Below are 15,024 nucleotides of genomic sequence, written 5' to 3'. Positions count from 1 at the left end.
CGAGCGCCACCTCCGGCGGGTGCGCAAGCAGTACCACTGCCACGGCGACACCCTGGTGGCCGCAACCGGCCGGCACCTGCCCCAACGCGGAGGTCACCGGCATCGCCGCAGGCATCCATCTCGTCGTCCGGGCACCCGGCGCCCCCGACCCTGACCGCCTGGTCATCGCCGCCGCCCACAACGACCTTGCCATCGGCAGCATTTCGCGCTACCTGCTCGCCGACGCCCGCGAAAAGGCCGACCGGATCGTCCTCGGTTACGCCAACGTCCCGGCAGCGCGCCATCGCAACCGCCATGCGCGAACTAGCCGCCCTCACCCGGCCGGTGGAGCCGAACGGGGACAACCGCTGAGGGCGGCTGTCAGGGATTGGAGAGCAGGTCGCGCAGCAGTGCCACGGTGTCCGGGTCGAGGCTGCGGCCGGTGCGGCGGCTCAGGGCGTCCAACCGGTTGACGGCCTTGAGGAGTTGGTCGCGGGCGCCGGCCGAGGCGTAGGCGTAGAACAGGTCGCGGTGCAGCAGTTCGACGTCGGGCGCCACGGCGAGGCCGCGGAAGACGGCCGCCTCGGCACTGCGGTGGTCGCCGTACTGCAGGCGGCGGGCGGCCAGTTCATGGGCGGTGTCGACGATCGCGGCCAGCATGTCCTGCCGGGCCGCCTCCGCCCAGCCGTAGGCGGTGGCCGGGGTCTCGGCGAACGGGGCGCCGCGGACCAGGGCGAGGGCGTGGGCGAGGGCGGCGTCGGCGGTGGTGCTGGTGCTGCGCATGCCGCGCCGGTAGAGGCTGCGGAACTCGTCCCAGTCGCAGGTGACCGTCGGGGCGAAGGTGCAGGTCTCCAGCTCGTCCTGCCGGAGGAACGCCCGGCCGTCGGGGTCACAGCCGAACCAGGCGGCGAGCCGGCCGACGGTGGCGGCTCCGGGCTGGTCGGCGCGCGCGTGGTCACCCGGATGCAGGGCGCGTTGGACGGCCGCCGGGTCGGCGCCCGGATTGAGCACCAGGAAGGCGGCCGCTTCGGTGAGGGCGGGCAGGGCGCTCGCTTCGGTCGGCCCGGTGGCACCGAGCACATCGACCGGGCCGAGCAGGCGCACCCGAGGGGTGGTGCGGACGGTGTGGGCCTCGGGCGAGCGGAGGATGGCCAGCAGGTCGTCCGCATCGGTACGGGCGACCACCGGAGTGCCGCCGGGCGGGGTGCCGCCGGGCACGGTGAGGGCGGGTTCCGCGGCGGGGAGCGGATCGGGCCGGAACGGCGTCCGCGGGTCGGCCGGAGCCGCCGGCAGGGCCGTTTCATGGGTGGGCGTGGGCTCGCTGGCGCCGGTGGGTTCGGTGGTGCCGGTGATGCCAGTGGGTTCGGTGGTGCCGGTGATGGTGCTGGTGTCGCCGGTGGCGGCGGGCGTGCCCGGGGCACTGGTGGGCTCGTTGGTGGTGGTGCTGTCAGTGCTACGGGCGGTGCCGCCGGGCTCAGTGGTGTCCGTGGTTGCAGCGGTGCCGGCAGGCACGTCGGCGGGCAGCGGCGTGGAGTCCACCGGCACCACGCGATCCACGGGCACCGCGGTGTCCGCGGACGGCGCGGTGCCCATCGACGGTGTGGCGTCCACTGCTGCCGCGGCACCCACCGGTGGCGTGGTGTCCGTGGTCGGCTGCTGGTCCCCGAGGCGCGGGGCAGCGTCCCAGGGCTGCGGCTCCACCAGCGCCGGAAGCCTCTCGGCGGCCGGCGCGCCGGCCTGGCGCCACGGCCCCTTGGGCGCACCACCGGCACCGGCGGGGTCGACCGTGGCGAACGGGCTGCTACCCGTGCCGATCAGCCGGGCGATCAGCTTGGGGCCGCTCTCCGGCGGCCCGTCGGGCAGCGCGCCGCCCACGAAGGAGGCGGTGCCGGCGGCGACGCCGGCCAGCACCGGCACGGGCTTCGGCAGCTCGGCGGGCTCGATCTCGTCCCCGTCGTAGGTCCAGGCGGGCGCCGGCTCCTCGCTGGTGGCGGCGGACGTGCTGAGCAGCTCGCTCCAATGGGCGAACTGTTCCTCGGTCAGCCGCTGCAGCTGAACGGACAGGTGCAGACCGGGCAGCACGGTGGCGCCGGTGCTGGGCAGCGTCCAGCGGGCGACCGGACCGCTGCCGCGCTCCGGAGCCCGGGAGATCACGGCCAGGCAGGTGCGCGGGCGGCCGTCCAGCAGCCGGCCCAGTTCCGACGGCACGTCGCCGGTCGGCGGCTGCGCGGAGAGCACGATGTCGGGCACCCAGGACTCGTCGGCCTCGCCGCGACTGCGGGCGTCCCGCGGATGGGCGGCACCGACGTTCAGCAGCGCGCCGCGCGCCTGCTCGATGCGCGGACCGAGTTCGTCCAGCGCCTCGGCGAGGGTCGGGTAGCGGTGCACCCGCTCGGCGACGGTGTCGGAGACCGGCAGTTCCTCCGGAAAGCCGATCAGGTGCAGGTTGAGCCGGTCCGCGAGCGGGCTGTGGGCCAGTTCCAGCGCGATGGTCCGCAGTACCGCCCGGGCGTCGTCGGGGTGTCCGGAGAGGTGCATCAGCCGGACGGTCTCCAGGTCGGCCAGGACCGCGGCACCGTCGGGCGCGGTGCCCAGCGTGACCAGCGCGGGGTAGGGCGCCGGCACCTTGCCGGCCTGCTCGGCGGAGAGCAGGTCGCCGCTGTCGCCCGCGCACCACCAGACGTTGGCGGCGTGCGCGGCCCGGAACGGGGCGATCGGCACGGCGGCGGCGGCCAGGTGCAGCTCGACGACGCCGCCGTTGGTGACCCGGACGGCAGCGAGCGGGGGCAGCCGCTTGCCGGTGCGGCTCACGTTGCGTCCCAGGGTGCGCAGCGACCGGTTGAGCAGGTCCAGCCCGGTGCTGCTCTGCCGGGCCTTGAGTTCGGCCTCGAAGGTGGCGGCGGGCAGCGCGGGCATCGGGATCCTGTGCCGGGGCCGGCGGGTCCGCTGCTGCCGGCCGCGGCGGTGGGCGACCGCGCCGATCAGCACGGCGGCGAGCAGCACGCCGATCCCGGAAGCGGCGAGGGCGGCGGTGTAGCTGCTCTTGGCGTCCTCGGCGGGTCCGCCGGGGTGGGCGACGGCGTGCGGGGGCACGCTCAGTTGGGGGGTCGGGTGCGGCGAACCGTCGCGGGTGGCGGGTGCCGACGCCGAACCGGCCGGTGCCGTGGCCGGACCGGACGCGGACGCACCCGGCGCGGACGCACCCGGCGCGGGTGATCCCTGGGCAGGCGTCCCCTGGGCAGCCGAACTCTGGTCAGGCGCCGACTGGTTGGGTGCCGGCTGGTTGGGCGCCGGCTGGTTGGGCGCGGGCTGACTGGGATCCGCCGCCGGCTGACTGGGCGCGGTACCCGGAATCGTCAGCACCATGCCGGGCTCCAGCAGGTCCGGATCGGTCAGCTTCTCCCCGTCCGGCGCGGTCACCCCCTTGTTCGCGTCGAACAGCTGCGGCCAGGCGTCCGAGCTGCCCAATTCGCGCTGGGCGACGCCCGAGAGCGTGTCACCGGGCCGCACGGTCACGGTGGCGTGCCGCGCCCCTCCCGAACCGGCCGCCGGGGCAGGAGCGTTGGCGGGCGCGATGGCGGGGGCCGGCGCGGCGTCGGGCTTGGCGTCGGCGGGCATCAGCAGGTGCCAGCCGGGCTGGATGGGCCGGTCCGCGTCGAAGACGGTACCGGAACCGTCCATCACCCGACCGGCGTTGAGCTTGGCGATCTCCTGCCACCGGTCCCCGGAGCCGAGTTGGTGTTCGGCGATCGACCAGAGGCTGTCGGCCGGGCGGCTGTCCTTCACCGTGTAGGTCGGCGCCTGCGGACCGGGATCGGCGACCGGCACCGCGGTGGTCGCGGGAGCCGTGGTCAGCGCGGCCTTCTGCGGTGCGGCGGTGAGTTGGGCCGGGGCCGTGGCGGCGCCGAGCTGCCCGGGGCTCGCGGTGGCGGCGAACGCGCCCCCGGCCACCGGGAGCAGCGCGATCACCGCACCCACCAGCCCGCCGGCGAGCCGCTGGCTCCAACCGAAGGCCGGCAACCGCCGCACCACCCGGCCGCGCAGCTGCGCCGGGATCTCCAGCAGCACCGAGAGCGCGAAGCAGCCCCAACCGGCCCAGCCGATCGCGACCAGCGCCCAGAGGAAGAGCCGCCCGTCGTCCGGCGAGGTGAGCACCTGCCCGATGTCCTGGTGCCCGACGCCGCCCATCGCGGCCACCGCCTGGGTGCCGTACAGCAGCGCGGCGGGCACCCCGACCAGCAGCACGGCGAGCACCAGCAGCGCGCCCAGCGCCGCCGGCAACGCGCGCACCGGGCCACGGCGGCGGCCCGGCGGGCCGACCGGGGCCGGGCGCGGTCGGCCGTTCGCCGAACTCCCGTGTCGACCTCGGGCCTTGGCTCGTGTCGCAGCCATCAGGCAGCCCCCGCATTCTGGCCGCCGACCACCATGGTCGCGGTACCGGTTCCTTGGATCGACAGGGTGGAGACACCGAACAGCCCGAGCAGCGCGGTCCGGTAGACGGGGTGGACGACGACCGTGATGCTGGTGGCCAGCGCGGGCGGCGGGTTGGCCGGGTCCGGCGGGTCGGCGGTCAGGCCCCGGTAGGCCGGGTCCTTCTGCAGGTAGGCGGTGGCCGCGGCATAGGCGGCCTTGGTGTTGATGAGGTACTGGCCCTTGTTGAACAGGGTCGGCTGGTCGATCTGCTGGCCGCCGACCCGGGCCGCCTCCTGCGCCATCTCGTCGGCGTTGACGATGGCCCGCAGTTCGCCGCCGCAGTCCAGCACGATGCCGAGGAACATCAGCATCATGGCGGAGCCGAGCGCCACGAAGATCGAGATGGTGCCGCGATCGCGGTCACCCCGACGGACCCTCACGTTCCCCTCCCCAGGGCTTGGACCTCAACTGCCCCGCCCGACACGGTGCTACGTCGAGCGGTACTGGTCGATGACGGATCGGAAGGTCCCCTGCAACTCCAAGGCGCCGGGTACCCAGATCGGCGACAAATCATTCACCGGAACCTTGCAGGACACGTCCACCCGGACGTCCTGTGGCAGCGGTTCGGCCGACAGCTGCTCGACGGTGGCCGCGACCCGCAGTCCGTCGCAGTGGACCCCGCTCTGGGCGAGCAGTTGGTTGACGGCCGCGGTGGCCGCGGACTGCTGCCGGCCCGCCGGGGCCAGCGAGCCCGCCCTGGCCCCGGTCCGGGCCGCCTCCTGCAGGGTTCCGGCGGTCTGCTCGGCCCGCCCGGCGACCAGGATCAGGACCAGTAGCCCCAGGACCACCGGGACCACCAGGGCCGCTTCGATCGCCAGGCTGCCGCGCTCGCCGTGCTGCGGCCTGGTGGACGGGGCGGTCACGGCTGGTACCTCTCGATCGGGGCCTGGGCGGTCTGGGAGAAGGTCAACTCCCCCGGCAGCACGAACAGCGGGTGCACGGTGACGGTGACCGTGACGACGGTGTCCCCCGGCCGGCGTTCCGGCACCGTGACCACGGTGTCGCCGAGCAGCCCGTCGAAGTGCTGCAGGAACAGCTCGGCCCGGGGCTCGGCCAGGCTGTTGTCGGTGGTGCCGTAGACCCGGGCCGCGTCCGCGCCTTCACGTGCGGCGGCCAGGGCGACACTGTCCGAGTACCAGATCAGCGCGCCCTGGACCACCAGCAGCACCAGCACGATGATGACCGGAAACACCATCGCGAAGCTGATGCTGAGCACTCCTCGGTCAGCCCCGCCTTGACGGCCGGTCAGCTGTTCGCGGGGATCGGCAGGTTCTGCGGGATGCTGCCCTTGGCCTTCTGCCCGAGGGTTGCCAGCGCGGCGACGATCGCCCCGGCGATCGCCACCACGACGACCACGATCAGCGCCAACTCGATGCTCAGCGCTCCGCGGTCGCCGGCGGCGCGGGCCGCCCTGGCGCGGGCCGCGGTCACCCGCAGCAGCGGCAGCGCCAGTTGCAGCGGGAGTAGCAGTGGTGCCAGGAACAGGCCCGCCAGGGCACGTAGGTTCTTCATCGGTGGATCTCCTTGGGAGGGGGGAGGTCGGGGAACGGAACGTCTCGGCACTGAAGTCCTGGCAGCCAGGCCCGGATTCAGAAGACATGGAGCATCTGGTAGAGCGCTGGATAGGTGATCAGCACGGTCATCAGCATGGTGAGGGCCGCACCGGGCGCCACCATCTGCTCACTGGTCGCACTGGCCTTCGCCAGGTCGTCGGCGAGCAACTCGTCACGAAGGCCCTTGGCGCGGGCCCGCAGGGTGTCGTAGACGGCGGCGCCGTCGCTGCCCGACAGCCGCATGATGTCGGCCACGTCCTGCAGTTGGGGCAGGCCGAGCTCGTCGGCCAGGGCCTCCAGTCCCTCCCAGGGCGGTACCCGGTCCGTGGCGGCGCGCTCCAGGGCGTCCTGGATCCGCCGGAAGACGGCACTGCGGCCGACCGCCGCCGCCCGTCGCATCGCCTCCGCCGGACCGTGGTCGGACGCCCGTTCCAGCGCGACCAGTTCGAGGTAGGCGGAGATGGCGTGCAGGTACTCCGTCCTGGCCTCCTTGGCCTCGCCCTGCACGATGCCGTCCGGCAGCAGCCAGCCGGCGACGGCGAGCCCCAGACCGGCCACCACCGGCAGCGCGACCGGCGGGCCGAAGCCGACGAACGCCGCCATCGCGGTGAGGTACGAGGGCAGCAGCAGGCCGATGAGGGCGAACAGCAGTTTGTGGGCCATGAAGCGGGCCGGGGTGCGGCCGATCAGCGCCAGCGATCGGGTCGGCAGCCGGGCGCCCACCAGACTCAGCGCCTTGCCGCCGAGCCGGTCGTACCAGCGCTCGTCCTCGGCGTCGGAACCGGGCCGCGAGGCGCCCGGAGCACGGTGGAGCCGATCCAGCGCCGTCCCCAGGTCGGGTGGCGCGGGCCGCAGTTCGGCGATCAGCAGGGCCAGGCCGGCGGCTGCCGCGAGGCCGGCCAGCACCGCCCAGGGCGAGATCATCGGGCCTCCCCGACCGGCTCGGCCGCCGACTCCTCGACCGCCTCGGGCAGCGCGGCCACCTGGCTGCGGCGGTCGGACTCCAGCAGCCGGGGCAGCGGCTTGCCGGCGGCCAGCGCGCGCATCCAGGCGATCACCCCGATGAAGGCCGCCCCCAGGGCGGCCAGCACCAGTTGCCCCTGGAAGGTGCCGTAGGGCGCGGTGTAGCGGGAGTTGAGCGAGCCGACCACGACCACCAGCAGGATGATGGTCACCAACCAGCGGACCGTGGTGCGGTGCTTGGACCGGTCGGCCTCGATGGCGCGCCGCTGGCGCACCTCCTCCCGGACCGATTCGGCGAGGTCGGCGAGCGCCCGGGCCAGGCCCGGTCCGCTGTCGCCGGCCCGCAGCAGCAGTGCGGCCAGCACCTTGTCGGCGGTCGCGTCGGCCAGCGTGTCGGCGAAGGCGCGCAGCGCCTCCTCGGTCCGCCAGCGGGCCTGCAACCGGGCGGCCAGCTCGTCCACTTCGCTCTGCAGCGCGGCGGGGGCGGTGCGGCGGCTGGTGACCAGCGCCTGGTTGAGTCCGGTGCCGAGCAGCAGCACGTCGGAGAGCCGCTGGGTCCAGTCCGCCAGGCCCTCCAGCCGGCGGATCTGCCGGTGGTCGGCGCGGGTGACGGCGAACAGCCAGGGCAGCCCGAAGACCAGCCCGGGGCCCAGCACCACGCTGAGCGGGATCCCGCTGAACAGCCAGGCGAGGGCGGCGGTGATCAGCGCCAGCCCGCTCTGGATCCGGCGCAGCCGCAGGGTGCTGCGATCGGGCGCACCGGTCGTGCCGTACCAGAGCAGTCGCATCCGCAGGGCGAGCCTGCCGGGCGCGCCATGGCTCCTCGGCGCGGTGGCGCTTGGGCGCAGCCCGACCAGCAGCGCCACCAGGCCGCCCGTGACCAGGACGCCGCACAGGGCGAAGAGCAGCATCACCGTTCCTCGGAGTGGACGTGACGGAACATCAGAGGCCTTCTCATCGGGCGCCGCCGATCCGCAGCGACAGCGGCGCGGCCCAACTCCCGTACGCCGACTGCAGCAGCCCGGCGTCGAAGCCGGCCCGGCGCAGGTCGTCCAGGCAGTTGGGCGGGGTGTGCGGCACGGCCCGCGGCTCGCCCAGGTCGGGGCGCGGACCGAAGACGGTGTTGAGGGCGGGGCGGCCGTGCTCGCCGAGGCCGGTCACCTCCATGACGTGCGAGACGAACCGGTGGCGCCGGCCGCCGAGCGCCGTCTCGTCGACCATGGCGACGTGCACGATCAGGTCGACGGCGTTGGCCGTCAGCCGGTAGGCAAGCGCATCCGTCATATGCGAGCCGTATTCAAGGCAGAGTTCGGCGATGCGGTCCACCACCATCTGCGGGCCGCGGGCGTGCAGCGTGCACATCGAGCCGCCCTCGCCGTTGGTCATCACCCGCAGCATGGGGACGACTTCGGCGGAGCGGACCTCGCCGACGATGATCCGCGAGAGGGTCATCCGCAGCGCCGCCGGGATCAGCTCGCCGATGGTCAGTTCGCCGGCCGGTTTGCCGTCGATCCGCTCGCCGTTGCCCTCCCGGGCCTCCATCGGCACCACCTGCCGCAGGTGGCCGAGGGTGTGCAGCCAGAGCTCGAACTCGGACTCCAGGGTGCCGATCCGCTCGTCCGGCGGGATCTCGGCCGCCATCGCCCGCAGCAGGCTGGTCTTGCCGACTCCCTGGGTGCCGGTGATCATCACGTTCTTCCGGGCCCGGATCGCCGCGGCCAGGAAGGCCGCGATGGTCGAGTCCACGGTGCCCAGGTCGACCATGTCGGCCAGGGTGGCGGAGGCGACCCGGTGCCGGCGGATCGCCACGTAGGGGCGGGGCGTCACCTCGGTCATCGCCTGCAGGCGCATGCCGCCCTCCAGGCGGAGCGCCAGGGTCGGGTTGGCGGTGTTCAGGCTGCGCTCGCCGCCGCCGTGCTGGCGTGCCAAGTCCTGGAGCAGCTCAATGAGTTCGGCATCCGAGTCGGCGACCGGCGGCACCTGGCGCAGCGGCTGGTGGACGCGTGAGATCCAGACGTCGTCACAGCCGTTGATCAGGATGTTCTCGATCTCCGGGTCGTCCAGGTAGGGCTGCAGGCGCCCGGCCCGGAACAGCAGGTCGTAGACCGCCTCGGACAGGGCGCGGTCCTGCTCCCGGGTCGGCGCCACGCCGTGGCTCTGCGCGTAGGAGTCCGACCAGCGGGCCACCGCCTCCTCGATCAGGGCCCGGCCGCGCTGGCGCCGGGTGGCGCGGTCCACGTCGCTCCCCTGGCTGACGGTCAGCTGAGCGAGTTGCTTGTGGAGTTCGGCCGCCACCTGGCGCTTGAGCTCACGGGCCACCTGCGGGTCGACGGCCGGCGGCGCGGGTTCGGCGCTCCACGGGTCGGGGGCCGGCAGCACGGGCAGCGCCGTGGCGGAACCGGGCGGTGGCGTGGCGGAACCGGGCCCCGGCACGGCGGGGGCCGGAGCGGGTGCGGGCTGGGGCCAGGGGTGCGCGACCCGGCTCGGCTGCGGTCCGGCGGGCGGTACGGACCACGGCTGGCCGCCGGCCGGGCCGGTGAACTGGCCGGACGACCGCACGGGCCCGGTGGTGACGGCGGAGGCGGTGGGCGCGGGGCCGGGCACGGCGGCTCCCGGGAAGGGCGTACCGGCAGTCTGGCCGGGCGCCGGCAGCCGGTACTCGGACTCCGCGTCGTCCGGTTCGACCGGCCACGGCAGGCCTGCCGGATCGGCGGCCGCACGGTCACGCATGGGGCTACCGCGCACGGAGCACCTCCCCTTGGGTCTCGGTCTCCTCGGCCGGCGCCGGGAACGGTTCGGGCGCCGCCGGGTGCGGAGCTATCCCGGCGAGCGGCGGTCGGCCGGCGGTGGCCGGGGGGTGCGCCGCGACGCCCGGCCGCACCTGCACCGGCCCGGTCTGCGGGACGAAGACCTGCCCGGCGGGTGAGGCGAACGCCTGCCCCAGCGCAGCCACCCCCGGCACCCCGCCCGACGGCACCGGAGTGAGGTCGGCCGCGCCGCCCGAGGGCCCGGGGGCGCCGTCGAACCAGGAGCGCACGGCCGGCTCATCGGCCGGGGCGGGGGCGCCCTGCGACTCCGGGGCGTAGTCCCCGACCACCCGGGCGAGTCCCGCTATCCCGGCCTCACGGCCCTGCGGGGCGGCACCGGGCTGCTCCGTCCCGTCGCGGGCCGGCCGGCCCCGGTCGTCCGGCTGCGCCTGCTGCCGCGGTGCGGTGCCCATCGCCTCGGCCTGCGGGGCCCGGCGGGCGCCGGCGTACGGCGCCGGGGCCACCGGCTCCGCTGCCCCGGCGTCCGTGGTGCCCGGCACGGGGCCGCCCCAGCCGTCACCGGCCCCGGCCGGACGCCCCTGCTCGGGTTGCTGGTGGCCCCCGGTCCGCGCATGGCCCGGGTGACCACCCGACGGCTCGGGCACCGGCGAGTACGCAGCGGGCTGCGGCTGCCCCCAAGCGCCCTGCGGCGGCGGCGCCTCCCACCCCAGCGTCGACGGCTGCTGGACCTCCCACCCCGGCGTCGACGGCTGCTGGACCTCCCACCCGGGAGCCGACGTCTGCGGCTGCGGCTGCGGCGCCACCCCGGCAACCGCCGCACCCGCCCGCACCGGCGTCAACCGCTCCCGCTGCTCCCGCGCCACCGCGAGCAGCCGGTCCGCGGCCGTCCGGGCGGCCCGCATCAGCTCCGACCTGATGAACCGCCGATCCGTGCTGTCCCCGCCGTCCGAAAGCACCCGGGCGGGCCGCGGGGCGTACGGCAGCTCGCCGTGCACGGGCAGCCGCAGTTCGCGGGTGACGTCGGAGGCGGGGTACGGCCCCTCGGTGACCAGCAGCAGCCCCAGCCCGTCCGCACCGCCGCCGGCGGCCAGGTCCTCGCGCAGCGCGGCGAGCCGGGGGCGGGCCGCGCTGAGGCCGCGCAGCGTGGTGCGGACCGTGGCGGCCACGCAGTCGGCGCGCCGGGCGAGCACCGCTCCGGGGCCGTGGGCGCCCGAGCGGCCGAGGTCGAGCAGCACGTCGTAGCCCTGGGTGTGCAGCCCGCGGAGCACCTCCACCAGCGGCTCCCAGGTGTAGGCGAGGCCGGCGGCCTGGGCCGGGTCGGTCAGGCCGGGCAGCAGCAGGCGGTCCCCGGTGGCGCCGGGCGAAACGTCGATCAGCTGTTCCCAGAGCGCCTCGGCGAGCAGCCCGCGGCGGTCGGCGACGGCCAGGTTGCGCAGCCCGTACACGGCCTCGACGCGCCCTTCCAGGGCCCCGGCCAGCGCGGCCCCGCCGTCGGGGTCGCACTCGACCAGCAGCACCCTGCGGCCGTCGGCCAGCGGCCAGGCGAGCAGCAGGGCGAGCGAGGAGGTGGTGGCACCCGGCGCACCCGGGCCGCCGGTCACCGCGATGACGGCCATCAGGCGCTCCCCGAGGGACTCGTGGACGGGCCGGCGGACGGGTTGGCGGAGGGGCTGGGGGCCGCGCTGCCGCCCGGCTTGGGCGCCAGGATGATCTGGAACTTGCCGCCCGCCGCCCACTGGGCCAGCTTGACGGCGTCGGCCGGTGGCACCGCCACGTCGATCACCTGACTGTCGCCGCCCTTGCCGGTCTGGGCGACCACCGCGTTCATGGTCTGCGGCGCGCCACCGCCGTTGTCCCCCAGTTGCACGATCTCGATCTGCTCCCCCAACTGCACACCGACGGCGGGCAGCTGGCTGGGGTGCACGGGCAGGCCGACCTCCTGCATGCCGGGCTGCACCACCAGGGCGCTGGTGAGGTCGGCGGCCAGCAGCAGGCTGCCGCGGTGCAGGTCGGTGGTGGCGCGGCGGCCGACCGCCCGGTTGAGGTCGGAGGCGCTGATCGGGGCCAGCGCGGGGTCGCTGGCGATCCGGGCCACCACCAGGTCCTGGGCGGTGAGCGGCTGCCCGTACGGCACGTCACGGGCGAGCGCCAGCACGGCGATCCGCTGCCCGGTGCTGTTGTAGAGCACCGCTCCGCCGAGCCCGCCGGCCGCGATCAGCGCGACGGACATCGCCAGCACCGCAGGTCGCCGTCGGCGCGAGCGCAGCGAGCGCGACGGCGCGGTGGGACGGCCGCCGTCGCGGGCCGAAGCGGCGGCGGTGCCGAGGGTCGGCGTGGTACGGCTGTCCATCGGGCGGCGGCCCTTCCTCGCGTCGGCAGTTCGAGCAGTGCGCCCCGAACCGGCGGTCTGACTTCGTTAGTTGAGCATCTGGAGCTGGTTGACCTGGAGCTGCACGGGCAGGCTGGAGACCTGCAGGTCCAGCGGGTCCCAGGGCGCCGGGCCGTTGGGGTCGTTGTTGTTGACGGTGGTGACGTGCCACGTCTCGGTGGCCAGCGGCCAGTAGCCGCCGCCGGGGGCCGCCGAGGCGGTGGGCGCGGGCGCGCCGCTCGGGGGTGCGCCGTTGGCGGGCGACAGCGAGCCGAACCGCCAGTAGCAGGCGCCGGCGGGCGGGTTGTTCTCCATGCCGTCCACGTAGGGCACACCAGGGCCGTGGCAGTCCGCGACCGCCTCCTTCCCGTCGGCCTGGTACCCCATGTCCCAACTCACGTCGGTGAGCGTGGCGGTCGCGGTGACGCTGACGCCGTTGAGGGACACGGTCCGGCTCTGCGGGCCGATCGTCTCGGGGTCGGGCGCGGCCGCGGTGCCGTGGTCGTACCAGAGGAAGACGGGCACTGTGACCAGCGACTTGCCGGTGGGGGCGGTGTGGATCACGGGACGGACGAACTGCAGCTTGCCGATGGCCATTTGGGCCACCGTGCCGGGGGTCGGCGGCGGCGCGGCGGCGCTGGGGGCCTGGGCGAACCAGCTGATCACCGAGTCCTGGAGGTTGCCGTTGGCGTCCCAGCAGGATTGGAGGTAGGGGGTCTTGCCCGGCTCGGGGGTCTGGTCCTTCAAGGCGGGATCCGAGGGGTCGAGCGCCTTGAAGTAGCACCCCTGGTTGCCGTCGTCGCTGTTGTCGAACCAGCCCAGGTCAGGGTCCCAGCACGGCTTCTGGAGGCCCTTCCAGACGCAGACCGGCTCGCCGCCCCCGTTGCCGGATCCGGTGTTGCCACCGCTGCCGGGCGCGCCACCGCTGCCGGGCTGCGAGATCTCCAGGCAGACCGCCAGCACCAGGCACTGGTTGATCCCGCCGGTCGGCGCGTCCGCCTGCGCCGGAACCGCCGAGCCGGCCAGCAGACCGGTCAGCACGATGAATGGTCCGAGGTGTCGCAATGTCCTCAGCATGTCCGACCCGTCTCACGGTTGAAGTCGAAGACTTTCCAGAGGGCGCCGCTGCTCCGCAGCACGGCGGTCGCCGGATACCGGGTCAGATGCTGCGGAGCGTCCTTCAATGATCCGGTACCGGCATCGACCTGGTGCCAGCCGCTGACATCCACACAGTCGGAGATTACCGCTGTCTGGGAAGTGCCGTTGAGATCGAGACTCTTGACGACGGGATCGAGCACCGGCTGACCCGTCATGACCATTTTGGCGTCTTGTAGCGAACGTAAACTCATAAGAACGTTCGCCAGGGCTACATCGGCGGAGTACACCCGCACCTGGGCACCCTGCGGATCACCCCCGGCATATGCCTTCACCTGCGCCGCCCACCAGTCCTGATAGGTCTTCAGCACCACCCGACCGACGGCCTCCTGCGGGCCGCTCGTCGGCGCTTGAGCCCCCCCGCCCGACGCACTGCTCGAACTGCCCGCACCGGCGCCGGTCGAAACCCCGTTCCCCCCAGCGGTTTCGCCGCCCCCAGACGTCCCATTGGTACCAATGACCCCGCTAGGGCCGGCGCTCGGCAAATGATCCGCGCTCCCCGCGCCCGCCTGCGCGCAGGCGGCCGTGACGAGCAGCAGCACCGCGCCGACCCCGATCGCCCGTAGGCGTAACAAAGCCCTGTCACGGCCCATAGCCCCACCTTGTCGCGACTGCCCGACAGCTGGCCGGAGTTGGCGGCGCCCTCGGTGACCGAAAGGCGCCGTCCGTTGCCGGTGTGCGGTGTGAGGCCGATTGTTCGCCACCTCACCCTCCCGCGGCAACACCTCGGGCCCCTGACCTTAGTCGGAACCCGGATCCGTTGTGGTGTTTTCGCGCCACAGAACGGCCAACAGTTCCTCGGAAACCGACAATCCGGCCAGCGCGCCCCGCACCGCCGCCCGATTTCGAAGCAACAACCGGCCACCCGAAGGAGGGACGAGCAGTCTGCCCCCGATGCCTGACGCCAGCTCGCCCCAGGCGAGTTCGGCGGCCACCGCGGCCTGCATGTCCGCCGGTCCGACGGCCGGCGGAGCCGTCGGCACCCCGCGCTCCAACACCCGGGAGAGCGCCCAGCTGAACGATCCCTCACCGCCGGGCACGGTCGCGGAGCGGCTGCGCCGACCGGTCGGGAACGGGCCGATCCGGCCCCAGAGCGGCACCCGGGAGTGGGTGAGCAACTCGCCCACCTCCTGGGAGGCGCCGGAGAGCAGCGCCCAGGTGTCCGGGCGGGCCACCACGTCCACCAGCAGCAGCGCCTCCTCCTGGCTGCCGTGCACCATGGTGCTCACCACCCAGTCCCAGGCCAGCCCCCGGCGGTAGGCGTTGTCGGCGGTGCTGCCGGCGGTGACCAGCGCCAGCCGGCGCCCGCGCGGATCGGCGACCAGTTGGCCGAGCAGCCCCACCACCAGGTGGCGCCCCTCCTGCCGGGCCGCCGCCCGCAGCGCCGTCAGCATCGCGTTGGCGTCCGCGTCGGGCGGCACCACGGTGACCCGGCAGCCCCGGCTGCCGGTGTCGAAGCAGACCGGAGGCAGCGCCCGGGCCAGCGCCTCGGCCCCCAGGGCGGCCTGCGCCGAGCCCGCGAAGCCCTTGTCCGGCCCGCCATTGGCACCGATCAGCACCAGGTCGACACCGCTCGCCGCGCCCGCAGTCCCTGCTCTCCCTGCCGTCCCAGACGTCCCCGCCGTCATCCGCCCGCACCCCTCGTCACCGTGTCGCCGCCGTCCGCCGGCATTCCGTCGTCCGGCACTCCCTGTGTTCTCCGGTCCGCTCCTGGACCATGGGCCCTACTGTCCCGCGCCTCGCCGGGCGCACCATCGGGATGTGG

At 74.6% G+C, this 15,024-nt stretch carries 13 protein-coding genes; all 13 read right to left on the bottom strand.

Annotated features, from left to right (window positions below):
* Positions 1-360: 360 nt before the first annotated feature.
* Positions 361-4,269 carry a LysM peptidoglycan-binding domain-containing protein gene (locus LN042_RS37085; protein ID WP_308191741.1) on the bottom strand — a complete coding sequence of 1,303 codons (3,909 nt, stop codon included), beginning with the start codon at positions 4,267-4,269 and terminating at the stop codon, positions 361-363.
* 101 nt (positions 4,270-4,370) lie between these two features.
* Positions 4,371-4,832, bottom strand: coding sequence for a hypothetical protein (locus tag LN042_RS00455; protein ID WP_230047698.1), 462 nt, complete (start codon positions 4,830-4,832; stop codon positions 4,371-4,373).
* A 48-nt stretch (positions 4,833-4,880) separates the two neighbouring features.
* Entirely contained in the window at positions 4,881-5,315 is a 435-nt protein-coding gene (locus LN042_RS00450) for a TadE/TadG family type IV pilus assembly protein (protein WP_230047697.1), read from the bottom strand.
* On the bottom strand, positions 5,312-5,668 hold the full coding sequence (locus tag LN042_RS00445; protein WP_308191740.1) for a TadE/TadG family type IV pilus assembly protein: 357 nt from the start codon (positions 5,666-5,668) through the stop codon (positions 5,312-5,314). The genes LN042_RS00450 and LN042_RS00445 overlap by 4 nt, the downstream gene beginning before the upstream one ends.
* Positions 5,669-5,697: 29 nt before the next feature.
* Entirely contained in the window at positions 5,698-5,964 is a 267-nt protein-coding gene (locus LN042_RS00440; protein WP_230047695.1) for a hypothetical protein, read from the bottom strand.
* A gap of 77 nt (positions 5,965-6,041) precedes the next feature.
* Positions 6,042-6,929: a type II secretion system F family protein gene (locus LN042_RS00435; RefSeq protein WP_230047694.1), complete on the bottom strand. Its 888-nt coding sequence runs from the start codon at positions 6,927-6,929 to the stop codon at positions 6,042-6,044.
* The gene (locus LN042_RS00430; protein WP_230047693.1) at positions 6,926-7,879 is read right to left on the bottom strand and encodes a type II secretion system F family protein; all 954 of its coding nucleotides are present in this window, start codon (positions 7,877-7,879) and stop codon (positions 6,926-6,928) included. The genes LN042_RS00435 and LN042_RS00430 overlap by 4 nt, the downstream gene beginning before the upstream one ends.
* Before the next feature lie 43 nt (positions 7,880-7,922).
* Positions 7,923-9,698 carry a TadA family conjugal transfer-associated ATPase gene (locus LN042_RS00425; RefSeq protein WP_230047692.1) on the bottom strand — a complete coding sequence of 592 codons (1,776 nt, stop codon included), beginning with the start codon at positions 9,696-9,698 and terminating at the stop codon, positions 7,923-7,925.
* A gap of 4 nt (positions 9,699-9,702) precedes the next feature.
* A complete protein-coding gene (locus LN042_RS00420) occupies positions 9,703-11,352 on the bottom strand; it encodes a hypothetical protein (protein ID WP_230047691.1) in 1,650 nt (549 codons plus the stop codon).
* Positions 11,352-12,086, bottom strand: a complete 735-nt coding sequence (locus LN042_RS00415) for an SAF domain-containing protein (protein WP_230047690.1) — start codon at positions 12,084-12,086, stop codon at positions 11,352-11,354. Before LN042_RS00415 ends, LN042_RS00420 begins: the two co-directional genes overlap by 1 nt.
* 66 nt (positions 12,087-12,152) lie before the next feature.
* A complete protein-coding gene (locus LN042_RS00410) occupies positions 12,153-13,169 on the bottom strand; it encodes a hypothetical protein (protein WP_230047689.1) in 1,017 nt (338 codons plus the stop codon).
* 5 nt (positions 13,170-13,174) lie between these two features.
* Complete coding sequence (locus tag LN042_RS00405) at positions 13,175-13,573, bottom strand: hypothetical protein (RefSeq protein ID WP_230047688.1); 399 nt, start codon at positions 13,571-13,573, stop codon at positions 13,175-13,177.
* Positions 13,574-13,999: 426 nt separating this feature from the next.
* The gene (locus LN042_RS00400; protein WP_230047687.1) at positions 14,000-14,887 is read right to left on the bottom strand and encodes a serine/threonine-protein kinase; all 888 of its coding nucleotides are present in this window, start codon (positions 14,885-14,887) and stop codon (positions 14,000-14,002) included.
* Between the last annotated feature and the right edge of the window lie 137 nt (positions 14,888-15,024).

This window comes from Kitasatospora humi, from assembly GCF_020907985.1.
GTDB classification, from domain to species: domain Bacteria; phylum Actinomycetota; class Actinomycetes; order Streptomycetales; family Streptomycetaceae; genus Kitasatospora; species Kitasatospora humi.
The sequence above is the reverse complement of the archived record's forward strand: the minus strand, read 5'-3'. Positions and strand labels throughout refer to the sequence as shown.

Excerpts from the sequence above, each read along its gene's own strand:
- LN042_RS00415 (WP_230047690.1), bottom strand. The coding sequence starts at position 12,086 with ATGGACAGCCGTACCACGCCGACCCTCGGCACCGCCGCCGCTTCGGCC.
- LN042_RS00400 (WP_230047687.1), bottom strand. The coding sequence starts at position 14,887 with ATGACGGCGGGGACGTCTGGGACGGCAGGGAGAGCAGGGACTGCGGGC.
- LN042_RS00440 (WP_230047695.1), bottom strand. The coding sequence starts at position 5,964 with ATGAAGAACCTACGTGCCCTGGCGGGCCTGTTCCTGGCACCACTGCTA.
- LN042_RS00425 (WP_230047692.1), bottom strand. The coding sequence starts at position 9,698 with ATGCGTGACCGTGCGGCCGCCGATCCGGCAGGCCTGCCGTGGCCGGTC.
- LN042_RS00435 (WP_230047694.1), bottom strand. The coding sequence starts at position 6,929 with ATGATCTCGCCCTGGGCGGTGCTGGCCGGCCTCGCGGCAGCCGCCGGC.
- LN042_RS00420 (WP_230047691.1), bottom strand. The coding sequence starts at position 11,352 with ATGGCCGTCATCGCGGTGACCGGCGGCCCGGGTGCGCCGGGTGCCACC.
- LN042_RS00430 (WP_230047693.1), bottom strand. The coding sequence starts at position 7,879 with ATGCTGCTCTTCGCCCTGTGCGGCGTCCTGGTCACGGGCGGCCTGGTG.